This window comes from Sporacetigenium mesophilum DSM 16796 (assembly GCF_059569055.1).
Window position 1 is genome coordinate 91,462 of record NZ_JCANUR010000009.1, and the last position, 21,304, is coordinate 112,765.

The 21,304-nt window shown below is 29.2% G+C and carries 24 protein-coding genes; 5 read left to right on the forward strand and 19 right to left on the reverse strand.

The genetic code is table 11. The features are described 5' to 3' along the window. Nucleotides 1-30 precede the first annotated feature (30 nt). The 3 genes from BS62_RS09050 to BS62_RS09060 all read right to left on the reverse strand — a co-directional run bounded on the left by BS62_RS09050 (nucleotide 31) and on the right by BS62_RS09060 (nucleotide 2,179). Nucleotides 31-459 carry a CBS domain-containing protein gene (locus tag BS62_RS09050; protein WP_496490944.1) on the reverse strand — a complete coding sequence of 143 codons (429 nt, stop codon included), beginning with the start codon at nucleotides 457-459 and terminating at the stop codon, nucleotides 31-33. A 248-nt stretch (nucleotides 460-707) separates the two neighbouring features. Further along, complete coding sequence (locus tag BS62_RS09055) at nucleotides 708-908, reverse strand: cold-shock protein (RefSeq protein ID WP_496490945.1); 201 nt, start codon at nucleotides 906-908, stop codon at nucleotides 708-710. A gap of 110 nt (nucleotides 909-1,018) precedes the next feature. Next, the gene (locus tag BS62_RS09060; protein ID WP_496490946.1) at nucleotides 1,019-2,179 is read right to left on the reverse strand and encodes an amidase domain-containing protein; all 1,161 of its coding nucleotides are present in this window, start codon (nucleotides 2,177-2,179) and stop codon (nucleotides 1,019-1,021) included. A 159-nt stretch (nucleotides 2,180-2,338) separates the two neighbouring features. On the opposite strand from BS62_RS09060, the gene BS62_RS09065 reads away from it, so the two are divergent. Further along, entirely contained in the window at nucleotides 2,339-2,959 is a 621-nt protein-coding gene (locus tag BS62_RS09065; RefSeq protein ID WP_496490947.1) for a GNAT family N-acetyltransferase, read from the forward strand. Between the two features lie 280 nt (nucleotides 2,960-3,239). Here the strand turns inward: BS62_RS09065 and BS62_RS09070 are convergent, their stop codons facing one another. Continuing rightward, entirely contained in the window at nucleotides 3,240-3,596 is a 357-nt protein-coding gene (locus BS62_RS09070) for a hypothetical protein (protein ID WP_496490948.1), read from the reverse strand. A 177-nt stretch (nucleotides 3,597-3,773) separates the two neighbouring features. On the opposite strand from BS62_RS09070, the gene BS62_RS09075 reads away from it, so the two are divergent. Further along, entirely contained in the window at nucleotides 3,774-4,097 is a 324-nt protein-coding gene (locus tag BS62_RS09075; protein ID WP_496490949.1) for a YlbF/YmcA family competence regulator, read from the forward strand. A 111-nt stretch (nucleotides 4,098-4,208) separates the two neighbouring features. Here the strand turns inward: BS62_RS09075 and BS62_RS09080 are convergent, their stop codons facing one another. The 5 genes from BS62_RS09080 to BS62_RS09100 form a co-directional block, all read right to left on the reverse strand. Beyond that, entirely contained in the window at nucleotides 4,209-4,796 is a 588-nt protein-coding gene (locus BS62_RS09080; protein WP_496490950.1) for a hypothetical protein, read from the reverse strand. A gap of 104 nt (nucleotides 4,797-4,900) precedes the next feature. Beyond that, nucleotides 4,901-6,595, reverse strand: a complete 1,695-nt coding sequence (locus BS62_RS09085; RefSeq protein ID WP_496490951.1) for a S8 family serine peptidase — start codon at nucleotides 6,593-6,595, stop codon at nucleotides 4,901-4,903. 14 nt (nucleotides 6,596-6,609) lie between these two features. Then, a complete protein-coding gene (locus BS62_RS09090) occupies nucleotides 6,610-8,271 on the reverse strand; it encodes a S8 family serine peptidase (RefSeq protein ID WP_496490952.1) in 1,662 nt (553 codons plus the stop codon). 113 nt (nucleotides 8,272-8,384) lie between these two features. After that, nucleotides 8,385-9,497: a hypothetical protein gene (locus BS62_RS09095; RefSeq protein ID WP_496490953.1), complete on the reverse strand. Its 1,113-nt coding sequence runs from the start codon at nucleotides 9,495-9,497 to the stop codon at nucleotides 8,385-8,387. Between the two features lie 84 nt (nucleotides 9,498-9,581). Continuing rightward, entirely contained in the window at nucleotides 9,582-10,634 is a 1,053-nt protein-coding gene (locus BS62_RS09100) for a Gfo/Idh/MocA family oxidoreductase (RefSeq protein WP_496490954.1), read from the reverse strand. 247 nt (nucleotides 10,635-10,881) lie between these two features. On the opposite strand from BS62_RS09100, the gene BS62_RS09105 reads away from it, so the two are divergent. After that, nucleotides 10,882-11,403: a hypothetical protein gene (locus BS62_RS09105; protein ID WP_496490955.1), complete on the forward strand. Its 522-nt coding sequence runs from the start codon at nucleotides 10,882-10,884 to the stop codon at nucleotides 11,401-11,403. Nucleotides 11,404-11,581: 178 nt separating this feature from the next. Further along, nucleotides 11,582-11,848, forward strand: coding sequence for a TIGR03905 family TSCPD domain-containing protein (locus tag BS62_RS09110; RefSeq protein ID WP_496490956.1), 267 nt, complete (start codon nucleotides 11,582-11,584; stop codon nucleotides 11,846-11,848). A 42-nt stretch (nucleotides 11,849-11,890) separates the two neighbouring features. Here the strand turns inward: BS62_RS09110 and rbr are convergent, their stop codons facing one another. The 6 genes from rbr to potA all read right to left on the reverse strand — a co-directional run bounded on the left by rbr (nucleotide 11,891) and on the right by potA (nucleotide 16,986). Beyond that, the gene (gene rbr / locus BS62_RS09115) at nucleotides 11,891-12,487 is read right to left on the reverse strand and encodes a rubrerythrin (RefSeq protein WP_496490957.1); all 597 of its coding nucleotides are present in this window, start codon (nucleotides 12,485-12,487) and stop codon (nucleotides 11,891-11,893) included. 99 nt (nucleotides 12,488-12,586) lie between these two features. Beyond that, nucleotides 12,587-13,138, reverse strand: coding sequence for a hypothetical protein (locus BS62_RS09120; protein WP_496490958.1), 552 nt, complete (start codon nucleotides 13,136-13,138; stop codon nucleotides 12,587-12,589). 142 nt (nucleotides 13,139-13,280) lie between these two features. Then, the gene (locus BS62_RS09125) at nucleotides 13,281-14,333 is read right to left on the reverse strand and encodes an ABC transporter substrate-binding protein (protein ID WP_496490959.1); all 1,053 of its coding nucleotides are present in this window, start codon (nucleotides 14,331-14,333) and stop codon (nucleotides 13,281-13,283) included. Further along, nucleotides 14,320-15,006, reverse strand: coding sequence for an ABC transporter permease (locus tag BS62_RS09130; RefSeq protein ID WP_496490968.1), 687 nt, complete (start codon nucleotides 15,004-15,006; stop codon nucleotides 14,320-14,322). The genes BS62_RS09125 and BS62_RS09130 overlap by 14 nt, the downstream gene beginning before the upstream one ends. A gap of 98 nt (nucleotides 15,007-15,104) precedes the next feature. Continuing rightward, the gene (locus BS62_RS09135) at nucleotides 15,105-15,941 is read right to left on the reverse strand and encodes an ABC transporter permease (RefSeq protein WP_496490960.1); all 837 of its coding nucleotides are present in this window, start codon (nucleotides 15,939-15,941) and stop codon (nucleotides 15,105-15,107) included. 1 nt (nucleotide 15,942) lies between these two features. After that, complete coding sequence (gene potA / locus BS62_RS09140; RefSeq protein WP_496490961.1) at nucleotides 15,943-16,986, reverse strand: spermidine/putrescine ABC transporter ATP-binding protein; 1,044 nt, start codon at nucleotides 16,984-16,986, stop codon at nucleotides 15,943-15,945. Nucleotides 16,987-17,262: 276 nt separating this feature from the next. Here potA and BS62_RS09145 point away from each other — a divergent pair, with 276 nt between their 5' ends. Continuing rightward, nucleotides 17,263-17,682 (forward strand): hypothetical protein, encoded by a 420-nt coding sequence (locus tag BS62_RS09145; protein ID WP_496490962.1) that lies wholly within the window; start codon nucleotides 17,263-17,265, stop codon nucleotides 17,680-17,682. Nucleotides 17,683-17,748: 66 nt separating this feature from the next. On the opposite strand, the gene BS62_RS09150 is transcribed toward BS62_RS09145, so the two are convergent. The 4 genes from BS62_RS09150 to BS62_RS09165 form a co-directional block, all read right to left on the reverse strand. Next, complete coding sequence (locus tag BS62_RS09150; protein ID WP_496490963.1) at nucleotides 17,749-19,173, reverse strand: alanine/glycine:cation symporter family protein; 1,425 nt, start codon at nucleotides 19,171-19,173, stop codon at nucleotides 17,749-17,751. Nucleotides 19,174-19,510: 337 nt separating this feature from the next. Further along, entirely contained in the window at nucleotides 19,511-19,915 is a 405-nt protein-coding gene (mscL, locus tag BS62_RS09155) for a large-conductance mechanosensitive channel protein MscL (RefSeq protein ID WP_496490969.1), read from the reverse strand. A gap of 36 nt (nucleotides 19,916-19,951) precedes the next feature. Next, entirely contained in the window at nucleotides 19,952-20,869 is a 918-nt protein-coding gene (locus BS62_RS09160) for a DMT family transporter (protein WP_496490964.1), read from the reverse strand. Between the two features lie 101 nt (nucleotides 20,870-20,970). After that, nucleotides 20,971-21,304: hypothetical protein (locus BS62_RS09165; RefSeq protein WP_496490965.1), on the reverse strand; the 334-nt coding region annotated here is incomplete at its 5' end.

The window sequence follows — 21,304 nt, forward strand, 5'->3', positions numbered from 1 at the left end:
AACAAAAAGGTCTTCTTAATGAAGACCTTTTTAAGTATACGCTATTTCAAGATTTTTTTCATACATCCTTTTATAGCAATATTGTATTATATCGCTTCTTTTTATTATACCTATAAACACATTTTGATCATCTATCACAGGTACGAAATTTTGATTCATTGCAGTATATATTAAATCATCTATATTTGCATTTATGGATACTGGTTTATTATCCATCCTTCTTGGAACTTCTCTTATTAGTATATTTTCTGTACTCTTTAGATCTAGGCCGAGGGAATTTTTTAGAGACCATAGCAAGTCACCTTCTGTTATTGTACCTAAATACTTACCTTCATTATCTATTATAGGAATAGAAGTATATCTATGGTATTCCATTTTCTCCAATGCCTGTCTCATAGTATCTTTTTCATCTAAATATGCCACATCTTTTTTTGGTGTAAGGAAAAATAGTATATTCAAAATGCGCACCTCCTTGTTTCCAAATACATTATTACTATACCATTGTAATATGAATTTATTGTGAAGAAAACACTAAATTTTTACTTCAACAAATTTATTATACAATCAAATCGATTATTAATCTACCAATTATTTTGTATATAATATTAAAAAAAGCCGCTGAACATCAGCGGCTTTTACTTCTAACTTAGTTTATTATACTATCAGTGTTGCTATATAAATCAATAAATCTATATATAAATCTGCTATTATAACTTAACTACGTTAGCAGCTTGTGGTCCTTTAGATCCTTCAACTACTTCGAATTCAACTCTTTGACCTTCTTCTAAAGACTTGTATCCTTCACCTGATATAGCTGAGAAATGTACAAATACATCATTTTCTCCTTCAACTGATATAAATCCAAATCCTTTTTCGTTGTTAAACCATTTTATTACTCCAGTTTTCATTTACAAACTCCTCCTAAAAACTAAAACTTATTTGTTAACAAATACTTGTAACATTAGTAGTATTTTACCATTTTTTTTGCATTATTGTCAATTTCTTTTTAGGCCTAGTTTTAATAGTGTACACGTAATAAATGGAACTTTATTTTTTTATTACTCCATCCCAAATCCCAAGGCACTAGCTTTCTATCAGTATTATGACAAGTAACTAATGGGTATCCCTTAGAGTCAAGTCCAGTAACCGTTGAAACATGTGTTATTCTTCCATTTTTTTCATAAGCAACAACATCTCCAGGTCTTAACTTATAAGCTACTTTATAAACATCTTCATAGCTTCCCTTAGCTATTAATGATCCTCTTCCACTATTTAATATATAATTTTTAAATCCTTGGGCATTTAGCCACGCTTTTGTTCCTGAACCATTTGCATAGTTCCATGTTCCATTTTTCTTAAAAGCTCCACTTTCAAACATTATTTGAGAAGCAAAGTTTGCACAGTCTCCACCATCTGGATTATGATCTCTGTACTTAGCATTGTTATATTTCAATCCATATTCCTCATCACCTGCAGCACCACTATACATATGAGCATAATCAACGGCCTTTTTTACTGTTTCTTTTACTTCTAATTGTACAGGTTGTTGGCTAATTATATGATTTTTTATTTCATCAGATTTGATATTATCTAAGTTAAGTGAATCTGCAAATGGGTCTGTGTACCACTCCTTAGTTATAATATACACTCCATCCTCTGTTCTAAGGTTTAAGTAATGATGTGTACCTATTCTACTAACATTGGTCACACTTGGTTCATTTTCATATGAATATGTATATTCTGTTGATACTGTAGCTATAACACTATACAAATTTTCTTCTTTTTCTTTTACTGCCCTAACTTTTACTCTAGTTTTTATGTCTTTGAATTTTACCCCTTGCTTATAAGACCAATTGTTTAAATACTTCATTTTCTTTACTTCATGTTCATATGCCCAAATTCCATATTTGTGTCCTGTGTCATATAATCCTTTAAGTATTTCTTCGTTTTGTTCTAATATAGCTTTATTTCTATAATCGAATATACTTTCCAACATCTTTTGATATTGAGTATAATCTTCTTTTGTTAAAAATGCCTCTTCACTATTTTCTAATTCATATAATGTATTTTTTATTGCTAGATATTCACTACCATATACCACCCCCACTACAAAAAAAGAAAATATAACTACAACAGATATTAGCTTTAACAACTTCTTTTTTGCGACTAATACAACCAATAAATGACACCTCCAGTATCTAATTATTTAGAGTAAATCTAAGCTATTCAAAGGAATTTAATAGCAATTCTAAAAAAGTGACTGTGTTTTAAAAAATTTCATTGAAAATCAATGAATTTGTGATATAATTAAATAAATTTCTAGAAAAGAGGTGTTGCGATGATAACTAAAGTACTTCTATCAAAAGTCAATGGAGTTCCTACTAATAATGTATATGCTGATATACGTTATATAAATGAGGAAAATTTTGATGATATTATTAAATTATATAATATAGTTAATGATGGCCTAGATGGAAAGAGTTGGCTAAAGTTTAGAGATCATGACTATTTGCAAGAAATATTAAACAGAGGTGGTTTTATAGTAGGTTGTTATGTTGAAGGTGAAATAATAGCAAGTGCACTTTGCGAAACTCCTTCTATAACAGACATAGAGTTAATGAATGAAATAGGAGTACCTTCTGAAGATTTTGTAAACACTTATATATCTGGCTTTGTTATGGTTCATCCATCATATAGAGGAAATTCTCTTCAGTCTATATTGTTAAACACAAGAATCCAGCAGTCTCAAATTAGAGGTAAGAAGTATATACTAACTACTGTAGCTGTTGAAAATGTATACAGCCTTAATAATATACTAAGCGCAGGATTTAAGATAGGAACTACAAGAGCTAAAGAAGACGGAACTATTAGATATGTACTTTATAAGGATATATCTGAATCATTTGGCGTAGATGATTTACGCGAAGGGTGGTACACTAACAAATATGAGACGGCGTAACTACACATAAGAAAGGTATAAGATATTGTGAATCTTATACCTTTTTTTATTTATATTTTAGTACACGTTGTCATTATTATTTGTGATAATATAAATAAATTTGAAGTTTTTCTACAGTGCCTTTCTACTAAGTTGTCTTAATATAATCTATTCAGTATAATTTTTTTTGCTACTATTAATACTTATTTTTCAAATATATTTTTAGAAATTCTCTACGCTTGTGTCTTAAACGGCGTGATAGCAGATGAGTTGCTTAAGATTAGCAGTTGTATATTATAACTTAGAATATCCACCACCATGGGAAATTTGGTCTTTGAGGTGGTCTTGGTGGTCTTGGTGGTTGAGATTGTCTTTCATGACATGCTATTGCTTCTATGCTTTGTAAGTCTACATACATTTGACGTCCTCTTACTCTTCCTCCAACAGTTTGTCTATCCAAATAATTTACTCTCATCCAATAACCTCTTCTTCCTCTAGTTGGCCATATAAATATCCATCTACTTCTACATCTTCTTATAGAATCTTCTATAGCTCCTGGAGATATGAAAAGAGCTACCCCTCCCTGAGCTCCCTGTGGTCTTTCAGGTATATAATTAGGTTCATTATCGCCATTTTGAGCTAGATAATAATTATACATTAAGTTCCCTCCCTTTTATAAAATTGCAAAGAAGTTGTCCTTCTTTAATTCATAATATGTTTGGCTATATATTTCTGTTACCAGAACTTTTATGTTTTTATCTTATGTAACACTTATTCTTATTAAAGATTATAATATATAGAGTCTAATTTTAAAGTTATACAAGGAGGATTTATTATGGATGTAAATAAACAAGCTAAGGCACTTGCAAGTTCAATAAAAATGAGTAAGGAGTTTATAGAACTTAATAATTCTAAATCTATTTTGGAAAGAAATAGAAATCTTAAAAAGCAACTTGATTCTTACTTATATAAACAAACTAATATATACTCAAGATATCAGCCAGGGCAGCAAATGGAAGAAAAGCTTGCACAACTAAATAAGGAATACGAAAATTTCTTTAGATCTAGCGAAGTTAATAATTATCTTCTTGCTGCTCAAAGATTTAATGAAATGATGGAGAAAATATATAAATATATAGAATCAGAATTAACTAGATAAGATTCGCTATGCTCATGTCTTAAACGACCTTGAAGAAATGGGACCTTGCTCAAAAATTGCTAAAATTTTTTAAATCTAAAAAGGGGCTGATATTTTATCAGCCCCTTTTGTTTATCCTTTTAACTTTTTAGGTTGAGCTACAGGTTGTGGTATTGGAAATTGTATTTCTTCCGGTATGAATTGTTCCATAGGCATTTCCATAGGCATCATTGGCATCATTGGCATTGGTTGAGGCATTGGTTGAGGCATCGGCATTGGTTGAGGCATCGGCATTGGTTGAGGTATTGGCATTGGTTGAGGCATCGGCATTGGTTGAGGCATTGGTGTCGGTGTTGGTTGTTGCATCATTTGGTTCATAAATTGCATCATCATATTTTGATACATCCACATATAATATTGCATCATAGGTTGGTACATTTGTTCCATATCTATATTTACAGATTGTTGCATTATAAGTGGATATTCTTTATTCATTTCTCCTGTATAATACATAGGTGTCATATCATACATAGGTTCTACATATGTTTTTGGACATTCAGGAGCTTGTTGATATTGTCCATATACCTGTGTTGGCATACTTTGATAATTCATCCACATAGGATTTACCCAATTACAAGGTTTATATTCGTATTCAGGCTCAGTATAAGTTTCATATTTAGGTTTATATTCTGAATCGCATCCACATTTTTTACACTTCATATTTTTACTCCTTTATATATTAATATTGGCTAAGTATTTGTACAACTATGCCTAATATTAATATATGAAGTGCATACTATACTGTTACTAATAATTTAAGTTTATTATATAGTTAAATCTACTTGGACTAGTGTGTCTCCAATATTTAAAAGACCATATCCTTCTGATACATTAGGATAGTTGTATATTACTTTGGTATCAGCTCCAGCTATTAAATAAGTTTTTATCATTTCTGTATATGCAGATTGTAAGCTATTTCTATCTACGATAAAATACTGAAGCAATAGTGCAACAACACCTGATACAATTGAACTTGATGCGCCTGTTCCTGTTATAGTATTATAACTTCCACCTGGAAATGCAGATATTATATTTACTCCAGGAGCCACTAAATCGGGTTTTATAGTATCTTGTTGGTTTAATGTTCCCCTAGATGAAATTCTAGCTACTCCATTTGCTATAACATCATAGGCCCCAACTGTAATAATATTTTGATCTACTCCAAATAAATCTATAGTTCCAAATGGATCTGATTTTACAAATCTAGTACCAGGAGGTAACATATTTCTAGGTGGTAAATACAAATCATGTATTCCATTTACTACATAATCAGCATACAGTCTTATTGTCCATATACCTGGTTTAACATCTATAAGCCTTATAGTTGCTATTTCATCTCCAGTTAATATTTCTGGATAAAAGTATGTTACAGAATATCGTACATCCTCTATATTAAATATACCTGAATGAAAAACTGTTTTGAAATCAAATTTCCGTGTCATCTGTCCAGAGGGACTTATAATAGCTATTGATACTTTATCTGGTATATCTACACTAAGATATATATCTAGATTTCTCTGACCTTCAGCTACTTCTATATCTACATCTTGAGTTTCTCCGTTTACCGAAAATCTTCCTGAATAATGAACATCTGCATTTCCATCATCTCCAGCTCCACTTACTAATACAACCCCTCTTCTTAGTTGTGGTCTTAGGGCATTTAAAAATGTTGTATCTGAATAATTTCCGAATCTACCTCCTACAGATAAATTTATAACTAATGGTCTATTAAGTTCTTGTGATATTCTCATAACATAATCTATTGCTGCAAAGAAGTCTATATGACTATAATATATTCTATCTTCTGTATAAATATTTAAAAGTGGTTTTAGTTTTACAACTATTAATTCCGAACCTATAGCCACTCCCCTATATGCTGTGGATACGTTTCCTATGCCCGCTGCCATACCTGCACTTAATGTTCCATATCCTAAACTATCAATAGATAGTGATGTGTCATTGTTTGCTATTGCTTCATTTAATTGTTCCTTTGTGTACTCTGTTCCAAATAAATAGCCTTCTGGAGGATTTCCCTGTTGATTTTCTTGGTCCCATAACCTAATTATCTTAGATTGTCCATTTGGATATATAAAATCAGGATGTGTATAGTCTATACCCGAATCTATTATAGCTATTAATACTCCTCTGCCACTGAAATTTATATAAGATGTTTGTTCTTGTATAAGAATCTGTGAACCCACAGCATCTCTAACACTTACTCCACCTGATACATTATTTGTAACTGTTCCTAGGTGACTCATTGGAAAGTAACTTCTCCATAAATCTATTTCTTGTACATTATCAAGCAGCGAATCATTAAAATTTTCTGGAGCGTAAAGCAATGCATTTTTTGAGTTTAATATTATTATATTATCAAGCCCTATAGCACTTAAAGCCGTTCTTATATCTCCTGTATATAGTATAAAATAGGATTTCACAAATTGTGATAAATCAGCCAATTATATCACCGCCTTTATCTAAATTGGTCAAACATTCCCCTTATATCTAATAATCCATAACCATATGATACGTTTGGGTATGTTATGTCTGGAAATTTTCTAGCCCCTTGCATCATATATGATTTTATCATTTGAACATATGATACAATGGGATTAGCACCATTAACTAATACATATTGTAAAAATAATGCAACTGCTCCAGAAGCATGTGCTCCTGCTGCACTACTGCCAGTTATATTACTATATCCTCCACCTGGGTAGGTAGATATTATATTAACTCCTGGAGCTACAATATCTGGCTTTAACTTTTCTAACCTAGTTGGACCTCTAGATGAAGATTGCCATATACTATTGTTTACAGTATTATATGTTCCAACCGTAATCATTTCCTTTGACGATGAAGGATAGTTTAAAGTTCCAAAAGGATCTGCCTCTGAAAATTTAGTTCCTGGCTGCAATAAAGATCTATTTGGCAAATATATATCATAGTGCCCATCGACTATATAGTCTCCACTTAATCTAATAGTCCATATTCCCGGTTTTATATCTCTAAGAGTTATTATTGCTAACTCATCACCAGTATAAAACTCAGGATATGAATAAAAAATTTCATATGTTGTAAGTTCATAATCAAATACTCCAGTAATTGTAAATAAGTCTCTAACTGTAGATGTTTCACTTAATTCTCCTGATGGAGATATTATTGATACAGATATTTTATCAGGTCTTTTTCCCCAAAACTGAAGCTGTATATCCCTTTCATTTGCGCCTACTTCTAATAATATATCTCTATTTTCCCCTTGTATTATAGTTCCTGAATAATGTGTTTGCGTATTACCTTCGTTTCCAGCTGCAGCTACAGTAACTACACCTCTATCTTCATAAAACAGTAAATTTTCAAATATAGTTCTTCCTGATATTCCTCCAAAGTTGCTTCCTAAAGATATATTTACTACTAACGGCCTCCCAAGTTCTAATGCTTTAAAGTATGAATAGTATATCCCAGCCATTAAATCAACCTTACTATAATACCCATTTGTTTCTGTTAATTTTACTATTATTAATTCTGAACCTGGTGCTACACCTACATATTGAGGATTTACCCTACCTCTTCCAGCTGCTATTCCAGCCACTAAGGTTCCATGCCCATTTGCATCTTGTGATAACGATGAATCATTATTTGCTATAGCCTGATTTATATCATTATTACTATATTCCGCTCCAAATAAAAATGGCTGTGGCGCATTTCCAGCTATGGTTTGGTCCCAAAGGTAAGCAATTTTAGACGTTCCATCTTCATATATAAAATCTGGATGTAGATAATCTATTCCTGTATCTATAATTGCAATTAGTACTCCCTTACCAGTTAAAGGATTGTATGGATTGTTATGAAAAAATAACCCTCCTATTTCTCCTACAGCACTAACACCTGTAACGGTTGTTTCTTGCCTTTTTGAAAGTAAGGTCATAGGTAAATCACTATCTATAAAGTCTATCTCTGGTATTTGTAATAAAACTTGAATACCAACTGGTGCTTCAGTATAAATTATGCCTACTTTTGTACTTAGCCTAACAAATCTATTTCCAACTCCAAGATTAGAAAGTCCGGCTTCTATATCCCCTGTATAAGATATAAAATACTTTGTATTATTAGGCACTATGTATCTAGATACCACTTTATCCCCCTCTTCCATATATATCCTATATTATATATATGTTTTTTTAAGCATTATAATAATAAGAAATCAAAAAAGACTAGAATTTTATCAAAATCCTAGTCTTTAATAATCTATCTTTTCATCATATTTTGCATCATCATATTTTGATACATCCACATATAGTAGCAGTTCATCATATGATTCATTTCGTCCATATCCATATTCATTGGCATAGCCATTGGCATATTCATCGGCATAGTCATTGGCATATATTTATGGCCGTTATGATCGCCACATGTTGGATATTTTTTATTCATTTCACCCATATAATGCATTGGTGCTAAGTTATACATAGGTTGTACGTATCCATATCCATTTCCATTACAAGGGCAAACCATTGTTTCAGGACATTCAGTTTCTGCCCCTAGCACATCTTGATAATCATTATTACATCCACATTTGTTATATTCTGCTCCCATTACATCTGGATAATCATTATTGCATCCACATTTGTTATATTCTGCTCCCATTACACCTGGATAACCATTGTGATTACAATGATTTTTGTGACATCCACAGTTTTTATCTTCTACTCCTAAAACTTGATCACATTCAATTTTGTAATCTTCTATACCTTTAACTTTATTACCACATTCTTTAGCCTTTTTGCCACATTCCATCATCATATGTTCACATTTTTTAGCTTTTTCTTTAAATTCATTAGCTTTAACTAACGCTTCATCAAAACAATCCTTAGCTTTTTCGTCAAGGCATTTAGCTTCGTCAAATAAATCCTTAGCCTGTTCATTTAAATCTTTAGCTTTTTCAAATAAACATTTAGCTTTTTCACATGCTTTTTCAGCTTCAGCTCTTACAGCCTGTGCTTCTTCAAATAGACATTTAGCTTTTTCAGCTAATTCTTTAGCTGCACATTTTAATTGTCTAGCTTTCTCAAGATATTCTTCAGCTTTTACTTCATTGCACATAGCTTCTTTTTCTAATTCATTAGCTTGTGCTGCTAGTACTTTAGCTTTATCATCATATTTTTTAGCTTTATCGAAAGCTTCTGCTGCTAGAACTTCTGCTTCTTTAGCTTTACAGAATAACTCTTCAGCTTTAGCAGCTAAATCTTCACATTGTTCTACTCCCATAACTATAGGTGCAGGATTACATTCGCAGTTATTATAGTAATTTCCCTTAACGCCATTATCGCAATAATTAGCTTTAACTTTTTTCTTCTTCATATCATAACCCCTTTGCTGTCATATTAACTTAGTCAAGCTATAGGTGCTTGCCTACTATTAATATATGAAGTACATGCATAGTGGTTACAATAAAATAACTTTCTTTTCTATAGAACTTTGCATACAAAGTTCTATAATACGTATAACATCTCTAGATTGTTTAGGGTCTACCTTTAAATTTTCTTCTTCTAATATAGCTTTATATATATTTTCATAAAAAGCTTTATAATTTCCTTTTTCACTTTCTATTTTACCAATAAAATGAAGTCCATTAATATCACAATCTACCTCTCCCCATATATCCTCTGATTCTTTGCCAAAAGTATCTAAGTTGTTTGGAGTATATCCTTGTTTTAATAGGTTTTCTTGATTGTCCATTCCATATTTTACAAAAGATCCATTGCAGCCAAGTAGTATATATTTAGGTAAATTTCCTCTTACAAGCATACCAACTTTTAGTGTAACTTTTAGATTTTCATATCCTAATATTATTTCAAAATTATCATCAACTATTGCTTCTTTTCTTTGTTTTCTAATATCAGCATATACGTAATTAGGAAGCCCAAATGCTACTAAGGCTTGGTCTATAAGATGACTACCTAGATCATATAATATTCCAGCTCCCTCTGTATTTTCTTCTCTCCAGTTATCTTTTATAAAATTTCTATATCTATCAAAATGTGCTTCATATTCAACTATATCTCCTAATAACTTATTATCTATTATTTTTTTTACTGTTAAAAAGTCACTATCCCATCTTCTATTTTGATATACACTAAGAACTTTATTTTTTTCTTTAGATATTTGTATTAACTCATCAGCTTGCTGTGATGATACAGTAAATGGCTTTTCTACAACTACATTTTTATCTGCCATCAACACTTGTTTTGCCAATTCATAGTGATATAGATTTGGTGTACATACAAAAACCAAATCTATATCATTGTCTTTTAATATATCTTCTATATTATCTACTACATTTGTTTTGGGATAAAACCTTGAAATTAATTCTTTTGTTTTCAAGTTTGAAGTTAATATTTTTGAAATATTAAAATAAGGTAAACTACTTAACATAGGCCCATGAAAAACTCGACCTGACATACCGAATCCTAATATTGCTACATTTAATTTTTTCATAAGTGTCTCCTTTTTATGTTTTTATAAAATATACATATTTTAATTTTTTAAATATTTATCCTAATATATTAAATTATATAATTTCTTGAAAAATAATACAATTCCAATGTATATCCACAAATTGGATTGATTATAATTTTTTACATACTATATTATTTTTATAATTACACAACATAGAAATAAGGCAAAAATTTAAATAAAAATAAAGACATTGATATCTAAAACAACAATATTAGGAGGTATCACAATGGAAAATAAAAACAATAATAATGGACAACTTAATAATTATGCACATAAAGCAGAAAATGTTGTTAATAAAGGTCAACATATGGCTGAAGAAGTAGTACACAAAGTAGATGATGCAACAACTAATATTATTAATTCTACTAAAAATGCTGTTCATAAAACTGTAGACAAAGCAGAGCATATGATGAATAAGCCTATGGATGAATATGTAGATGATGCTGAAAATGTAGTAAATAGCGCATTTTCACAGGTGAGTTCAGCTGTTCAAAGTGCTATGAATTATGCTAAACAACATCCTGCATTAACTGCTACTGTAGCTATAACAGCTGCAACTATGATGAACTCAACAACTAGACAAATGGCTAAACCTTTAGCTAAATATGCAGTTAAACATCCTGCAAAATTACTTTCTAGTGCTGCTATGTTAGCTGCAACAAGTCAAATGACTAAACAAGCTGCTAATTCTGCTATGAACCAAATGAACTCAATGAACTCAACAAATTCAATGAACTCAATGCAATAAAATTCGCTAAACTCATGTGGCCAACAACCTTGAAAAGTAGGTCTTTTGCTAAAAATTAGAAGCTGAGTAATCCTCAGCTTCTTTTATGTTGACATTTTATTATATAATACTTATAATTTACTCTGTAATTGTAGCCATTACAATTATCATAATTTTATTAGGAAGGAAGTATATAATAATGAAAATGACATATAAAACAACAGATACTTGTTGTAAGGAAATAATATTTGAGATCAACGAAGAAAATATAATAGAAGAAGTTGAATTCATAGGTGGATGCCCTGGAAACTTATTAGGAATGAAGATGTTAGTTGAGGGTCAGAAGGTTGAAACTGTAATAAATAAATGTAGTGGTATAACATGTAAAGATAAGTCTACATCTTGTCCAGATCAATTAAGCAAAGGTTTAATAGAGTTTTTATCTCAGTTAAATAAATCTATGTAGTAAAAAATAGGCATTGTTAAATGCCTATTTTTTATGTTGATATTAAAATTTTTCATTAAAAACTTCAAAATATGCTTCAGTTGCTTTACATACAGGGCATATTTTAGGAGCGCTTTCTCCAGTATGTATATAACCACATATTCTACATATCCATTCTTCTTTTTCATCTCTTTTGAATACTGATTTATTTTGTACATTATTAGCTAATTCAGAAAATCTGTGTTCATGATGAGCTTCTATATCTCCTATCATTTTAAAAGAAGCTGCTATTGCTTTAAATCCTTCTTCTTCTGCTATTTTTGCAAATGATGGATATACATCTGAATGCTCTTCATGTTCTCCTTTAGCGGCATATTGTAAGTTCTCTACTGTAGTCCCTATGCCAACAGGGTATCCACCTTGTATATCTACATTATAAGGAAATTCTTCTCCTTGTAATCCATCATTTAAATGATTAAAGAATACTTGCGCATGTGCTCTCTCATTTTCAGCTGTTAACTTAAATACTTCAGATATTTGTTCATAACCTTCATCTGAAGCAATTTTTGAATACATAGTATATCTGTTTCTAGCTTGTGATTCTCCAGCAAAACCTTTCATTAAATTTTCTAGTGTTTTCGTACCTTTCAAACTTTTCATAAGAATCCTCCTTGTATTTCAATTCTACACTTTAAAATTATATTCATTTACTTACTTTTCCATACACTTATATAATAAATCTAATATGGAAAATATTATCTATCTATAATGTATTTCTGAAAAATCGTCTCCTAAATGTTCAAACCCCCAATCCACTTGGTCGTTATACATAAACTTAACTCCTTTAATCCAATTTTCTTTGTAATTTCTTTGCAAAAATGTCTCTATTAGTTTAGTTGCTGTTTGTCTACCACCGTAAGATCCCTGAAAATAATATGTAGCCCAACTAAATTTATTATTTTCATCTTCTTTTATATTTATATAAGCTATATCATCTTCAATTTTAACAATTTCAATAGGAAGATTTTCAAAATACGATTTAGATAAATAATCTGCTATAGTCTTTAATTTTTCTTCCATAGATGTATTTGTATATATTTGTATGTAATCCTCTACTTCTATTTGCTGATAATTATCTTCATTTATTTTATATATTGGCAACGATACTACTTCAGGCTGTTTTTCTTCTTTTAATAAGGTAACTTCATTGTCTAATTTTGATGTATCACTTATAGAATTATATTTACATCCAGTCAACATAGTTATAATTAAACTAATAGCTATAAAAATTTGCAATAATCTCTTTTTCACATATATTCCTCCTTTAATTTGCTTCAAATTAATATATATATACATAGTTACGTTAAGATTATTACCAAATTTTTGAAATTATATTAAAATAATTACCTAAATATAAAAAAACGTATTGGTTTCCCAATACGTTTTTTTATATTTATTCTGATTTTATTTTAAGCCAAGCGTCATCATATAGCTTAAGTTTATCGCCTAAGTCTATAAAACTTTCACTTTTTCTAATTATTTCATCACTAGGATAAGCTACCTTATTATTTTTAACACTGTCATCTAGAATCTCAAGAGTTGCTTTATTAGGTGTTGAATATCCTATATAATCTACGTTTTCTTTAGAGTTTTGTGGATCTAACATAAAGTTTATGAACATCTCTGCTTCTTTTTTATTTTGTGCAGTTTTTGGTATACACATAGCGTCTATCCATTTATTTGTACCTTCTTTAGGTATAATATATTGAAGATTTTCATTTTGCTCCATTAGTGTAACAGCATCTCCTGAGTAAACAATTCCCATAGCAGCCTCTTCTGCTAATAGTCTATCTTTTCCTTCATCATTTACATAAGCTAAAACTAATGGTTTTTGTTTTATTAATTCTTCTTGCGCCTTTTGAATTTCATCTGGATTAGTTGAGTTCATTGAATATCCTAACTTCTTAAGAGCTATACCCATGCTATCTCTAACTGAATCAAGCATTAATATTTCTCCTTTGTACTTTTCATCCCACAACATATCCCAACTCTCTACTGGATTACTTACCATTGTTTTGTTATATAGTATTCCAAATGTCCCCCACATATAAGGGACGCTGTATTTATTATTTTTATCATATGATTGTTTTTTAAAGTTATCGTCTATATTCTTGTAGTTTGGTATATTATTAAAATCTATTTCTTGAACCATATCTTCCTTTATAAGTTTTTCTATCATGTAATCTGAAGGAACTATCAAATCATAATTTGTACTTCCTCCTTGTAGCTTTTGATACATCATTTCATTTGTATCATATGTCTCATAAACAACTTCTATTCCAGTTTCCTTTTCAAACTTATCTATAAGGTCTTCGTTAATATAGTCTCCAACATTGTATATATTTAATACCTCTTCAGATGATTTTGAACCTTTACATCCAGTCAATAATGACATTGATATAATAGCTATAGCAGCTAAAGATATTATCTTACTAAATTTTCTCATATTTTTCACCTCTAATTATAGATTGTTTTTTATTTGACAATAAGAGTAGTATCAGTACCGAAACAAACATTATTGTCGAAAGAGCATTTATTTCAGGTTTTATTCCTCTTCTAGCCATTGAATATATTTCAATAGATAGATTTGTAACTCCATTTCCAGTTGTAAAAAAGCTAATAACAAAGTCGTCTATTGACATAGTAAACGCTATTAAAAACCCAGAAATTATCCCTGGTTTTATCTGAGGAATTATAATTTTTCTCAGTGTATACATAGGTTTTGCTCCAAGATCCATTGCAGCTTCCTCTATATTTTCAGGAAGTTGACTTAACTTAGGAAGCACAGATAGTATTACAAAAGGTATATTAAAAGTTATGTGTGATAGAAGAATTGTCATAAAACCAAATTCCATATTACTGAATATGAATAAGGTCATAAGAGCAACCCCTGTAACTATATCTGGGTTTAATATAGGTAAATAATTTATATTTAATATTATTTCCTTTTTTAATCCGCCCATTTTATATATACCTATAGCACTTATTGTTCCAACAATAGTAGCTATTATAGATGCTACTATTGCAATTGTTATTGTATAGTATAGCGCTGTTATTATTCTTTCATTTTGGAGTAATTCTCCATACCACTTAAAAGTGAATCCTTCCCATCTAGCCATACTTCTTGAATCATTAAAAGAAAACAGTATTAAGGCGAATATTGGTAAATATAAAAATAGAAAAACTAAGAATAAATATATTTTTGATATTATTTTCTTTACCATATCACTCCACCGCCCTCTTTATCTGACTTATCTTCAAATCTAGACATAAGTGCCATGGAAATTAGTATTATAACCATCATAAGCATAGATATAGCTGAACCGAAGTTCCAGTTTCCAATAGAAGTAAATTGTTGTTCTATTAAGTTTCCAAGTAGCATATATTGACCACCACCTAAAAGCCTTGATATTACAAATGTTGATACAGCTGGCATAAATACCATAGTTATTCCTGATGCTACTCCAGGTATACTTATTGGGAATATTATCTTTGTAAATATTTGAAGCTTATTTGCACCAAGGTCTGATGCTGCATTAATTAAGTCATTATCCATTTTAGAAAGAGCTGTGTATATTGGTAATACCATGAAAGGTAGGAAGTTATATACCATACCTAACATTACAGCTGAATTTGTATACATTATATTTATTTTTGCTAAACCAATAAAATCTAATATATTATTTAATAATCCATTTTTTCCAAGTATAGCCATCCATGCATATGTTCTTAATAAAAAGTTCATCCACATAGGAAGTATGAACAGTAGTAATAATGTACTTCTTTTATCTAAAGGAGCTTTTGATATTATATAAGCTACAGGGTATCCTATTATAAGACATATTATAGTTGATGTAAGAGATAATGAAATAGAGCGTGTAAATACTTTTATATAGATCGGATTAAATAACGTTTCATAGTTTCCTAGATAAAATATGTATTCACCATTTATCTTCTGTGTGAAACTAAAAAATAAGATTAGTAATATAGGGATTAATATAAAAATAGCACTCCATACAATATAAGGGTAGGCTATATATGAATTCTTTTTCATTTTAATCCCTCTCTTTTTTCATTATATGAATATCTTCTGGATATATATCCATCCCTAAATCAGACCCAATTTCAGCACTTTTAGTATTATGAAGAATCCATAGTCTATTATTTTCTTTAACTTCTATTTCATAGTGAACTCCTTTAAATGTTGTAGACACAACAGTACCTTTTAACATAGCTTTTTCTACATCTACCATTTTTATATCTTCAGGCCTTATTACTATTTCTACTTCTTCATTTTTATCAAATCCCTTATCTACACAATTAAATACTTTATCACAAAATTTAATTTTATAATCTTCAATCATTATTCCATCTAATATATTGCTTTCTCCTATAAATTTAGCTACAAATGAATTTTTAGGTTCATTATATATATCCTCTGGAGTACCCATTTGTTGTATTTTACCTTTATTCATTACAACAATAGTGTCTGACATTGTAAGTGCTTCTTCCTGATCATGTGTTACAAACACAAATGTTATACCTAATTTTTTTTGTATTTTTTTTAATTCAATTTGCATTTCTTTTCTTAATTTTAAGTCTAAAGCCCCTAATGGTTCGTCTAATAATAGTACTTTAGGCTCATTAACTAAAGCTCTAGCTATAGCAACTCTTTGTTGTTGTCCACCACTTAATGACTCTACTTTTCTCTTTTCAAAGCCTTCAAGAGCAACTAATTTTAACATTTCCTTTACTTTTATATCTATTTCACTTTTAGGAATTTTCTTTATTTTTAGTCCAAAGGCTATATTTTCATAAACATTCATATGTGGAAATAAAGCATATTTTTGAAATACTGTATTTATTTGCCTTTCGTAGGGAGGTAAATTATTTATTTTTTTATCTTCAAACGATATAGATCCTTCATCAGTAGATTCAAAACCAGCTAATATCTTAAGGGTTGTAGTCTTTCCACATCCACTAGGTCCGAGCAATGTAAGAAATTCATTTCTTCTTATGTCTAGACTTATATTATCTAAAACCTTGTTATCCTCGTAGGATTTAGATATATTTTTTAGCTCAATGATATTTTCTATCAAAAAACCACCTCTTTCCTAAAATATGGTCTATCTATTTTGCATAAATAATTTAAATATGTAGTGGCTTATTATAACTAAACAATATGTTTACTATTTATAAACAAACCATAATTATTATATAGGAGTTTTATTTATAAATCAATACCTCTGTAAGGTTGAGAGTCAGTAATCACATATGTAATAAATTTAATCTTATACTCTAAAATCGATTTTATGGTATAATTACCTTTGGGAAAACGATATCAAGACTTTAAATTTACATAAGGAGATTCAATTATGTTATCATTACCTCAAAATTTATCATCTATAGTTAATAATTTAATCGTAGACGAAGATAATTCATTTTTTATAGATTATTTAAATAAAAGTACAAACAAATTAACTAAATATATGGATAATATAAATAATAGTAATCCCAATATCAATCTATCTTCAATAAAAGCTTATAAAACTTTAGAACCTATAAAACTTGTAAGTTCTAAGTCAAGTATAAGTTCTCTAAAAAAAGTTTTTATTCAGTTAGCCCTTAATTCTTCTATAACTGAAATTGAATATGAAAATTTTGAAAATATAATTGATGACCTATTAAATGACCCAAGAATATGCTCCTCTTCTTCTAGAGATATTGTAAAATCTTTAACACTTGATGCTAAAGTAGAATTTGATAATTTATTTATTAAGTATACGGAAGTATAAACATAATTTAAAAAACCATTGATAAATTTCTTTATCAACGGTTTTTTTGCTATAAATTAATATTTACTATGAAATTTTGTTTGCTTCTTTTTTTGTAGGCCAACATTCCACACCTTTTAAATTTGGTATAGTATCAGCATAAAACTCAGGATTTTTTCCTTGTTTCTTTTGCATTTGATAATCCTTAAGAGCGGCAAATGCAACTGGTCCTAATTGAACTATCGCTATTAAGTTAATTAATGCCATTAAAGCCATAAATAAATCTGCTAAATCCCAAACTATTTGTATTTTGGCAACTGAACCGAACATAACCATACCAACTACAGATAATCTGTATATTAATAACCAAGTTTTATTTTCACTCATAAATTCTATATTAGATTCACCATAATAGTAGTTTCCTATTATAGATGTATATGCAAATAATAATATACATAAAGCTACAAATATAGTACCCCAAGACCCAACTTGAGAAGTCAAAGCTCCTTGAGTAAGTTGTATTCCATCTAAACCAGGAGTTGTATATACTCCAGAAATTAATATTACAAAAGCTGTAGCAGAACATATTAATAATGTATCTGTAAAAACACCTAATGCTTGTATTAATCCTTGCTTTACAGGGTGTGATGTATGTGCTGTTGCTGCTGCATTTGGCGCGGAACCCATACCTGCTTCATTTGAGAATAAACCTCTTTTTATACCTTGCATCATAGCTACACCTATTGCACCACCAATAGCCTGGTTAAATCCAAATGCGCTACTAATTATTAAAGAAAATATTTGTGGTATAATAGTTATATTTTTTACTACTATGAATGCTGCTACTGCTACATATGCTATAGCCATAAAAGGAATTATAAGTTCTGCAACTTTAGCTATTCTCTTTAAGCCCCCAAATATTACTACAGCCGTTAAAACAGTTATTATTATCCCCATAGTAATTTTACTTAAACCAAAAGCTTGATTAAAAGCAAGAGCTATAGTATTAGATTGAACAGAGTTAAATACTAGTCCAAAACATAAAGTTATAAGTATTGAAAATGTTATACCCATCCATTTTTTATTTAAAGCTTTTTCCATATAATATGCAGGGCCACCTCTAAAGTTATCCCCATCTTTTATTTTATATATTTGTGCTAATGTACTTTCTACAAATGCTGATGCTGATCCTATAATTGCTATTAACCACATCCAAAATACAGCACCTGGTCCTCCTACTGCTATTGCAAGAGCAACTCCAGCTAAGTTACCTGTACCTACCCTTGAAGCAGTTGACATACAAAATGCTTGAAATGAAGATACCCCTTTTTTACCATCTTTATTGACTGCGCCTTCTGTAAGAAGCATTATCATCTCTTTAATCATTCTAAACTGAACAAATCTAGTTCTAAATGTAAAATAAATACCTACACCAATTAACATTACTATTAAAATATAAGACCATAAAACATTATTTAGTGTTCCAACAACACTATTTAGTAAATTTCCCATTCCATATCCTCCTTTTTCTTATTTTTCAATTAAATAGATAAATGCAACCTGCATTATAAAAAATTCATTTTTTAAACTAAATTCATCATTTTTCCTTATTTATCTGTCGACTTTTACAGTATACAAAAAATAATTATTCATTTCAATACAAATTTACGAATTTTTTATATAATAAGTAAAATTCATGCAATTACCTTAATTTTATTACTTAAATTAATAGTATAGTTTTAATTTAAAAATTAAAGAAATTAGTAAAATAACTCATATATTACTTTAAATTATTAAATTAAATAAAAATAAGCCTTTTTACCATTGGCAAAAAGGCTTATTTTTAACTTTATTTATTTTCTTTTAATAAATCTCTGATTTCTTCAAGTAGAACTTCAATTTTTGGTGCTTCTTCTACTGTTACAACTTTTTCTTCTTCTTCTTTTTTACTTTTTAATTTACTTATTACTTTAATAAATAAAAATATACAAAATGCGATAATTAAAAAATCAAACGTAGTTTGTAAAAATTTACCATAGTAAATAGCTAATTCATTAGTTGTTCCTACTGCTGGCGTTATAACTACTTTTAAATCTGCAAAATTAACTTTTCCTATTATTAAACCTACCAAAGGCATTATAATATCATTTACAAGACTTGTTACTATTTTACCAAAAGCACCACCTATTATAACCCCTACTGCTAAATCAATAACATTACCTTTGACAGCAAAATCTCTAAATTCTTTAATCATTTCTTTCAAAATATTTACCTCCAAGACTAATTATTTTTATTGTTCATTTACTTTTATTTCTTCATTATTAATTTTTTTATCATTTCTAGTATTTAAAAATACACCTGCCGCTATAAATAATCCAGCAAATATTTTTATGAAACTTATGCTTTCTTTTAGTATAAAGAATGCTAATATCATAGAAAATACCGGTACTAAGTTTACATATAAAGATGTTTTACTTGGACCAATTTTTTTAATTGATATTTGTTGAATCAGATATCCTCCTACAGATGCAAATACAGACATATAAATTACAGATACCCATCCTATTGCCGTTGTATTAGGTATATATACCCAAGGTTTTTCCATTATAACAAATGGTATTAAAACTATGACGCAAACTAAAAATGCATAACTAGTTATTTTTATTGGACTATAATTATATGATGCCTTTTTTGAGATAACAGCATAAGAAGCCCAACATATAGCAGCTATTATCATAAGCAAATCACCAAAATTCAATTTAAAATTTAATAATACACTGAAGTCCCCATTAGTTATTATAAGTATCACTCCAAAAAATGATACTAGTATAGATAATACATTTTTAGTTTTTATCTTTTCCTTTAAAAATATTATCGCTAAAATAGTTGTTATTATTGGGTTAGTAGCATTTATTAACGAAGAATTCGTAGCAGTTGTGTATTTAAGTGCTGAAAAGAAAAACACATGATACCCTACCATTCCAACAATTCCAAGCGCTATAAATATAGGTAAATCTTTTTTGGATATTTTCCAATCTTTCTCTTTTTTTATCATTATTGCAAATATTAATATAGTAGCAAATAAAAATCTAAAGAAAGTGAGGGAGAAAACTGGAAATTCACCTACAGAGAACTTACCTGCAATAAATGCTCCTGCCCAAAATATAGTTGCCATAACCATAAGATACTTATCAATATTTATTTTCATATAATCCCCCCTTCGTATAAAATCCCAATTGTTTTTAATTATATTAAGTTATCAAAAATAAAGAAACACACATTTTACTGTGTATCTCCTTAATTCTATATCTAATTAGTTTTTTTGTCATTATTTTTATTATTTTCTTTTTTATCTTCTTTCTTAACTTCTTTTTCTTCTTTTTTAATTTCTTTTTCTTCTTTCTTAACTTCTTTTTCTTCTTTTTTAATTTCTTTTTCTTCTTTCTTAACTTCTTTTTCTTCTTTCTTAATTTCTTTTTCTTCTTTTTTAACTTCTTTTTCTTCTTTTTTATTCTTATTTCCTGTATTTACATTATTAATTTCAATTATAATTTTATTTTTAGTATTATTTTTATCATTATTCTTCTTATTATTTTTTTCATCTTCCTTAACATCAATTAAACTAACCTTAGAAATTTCATTA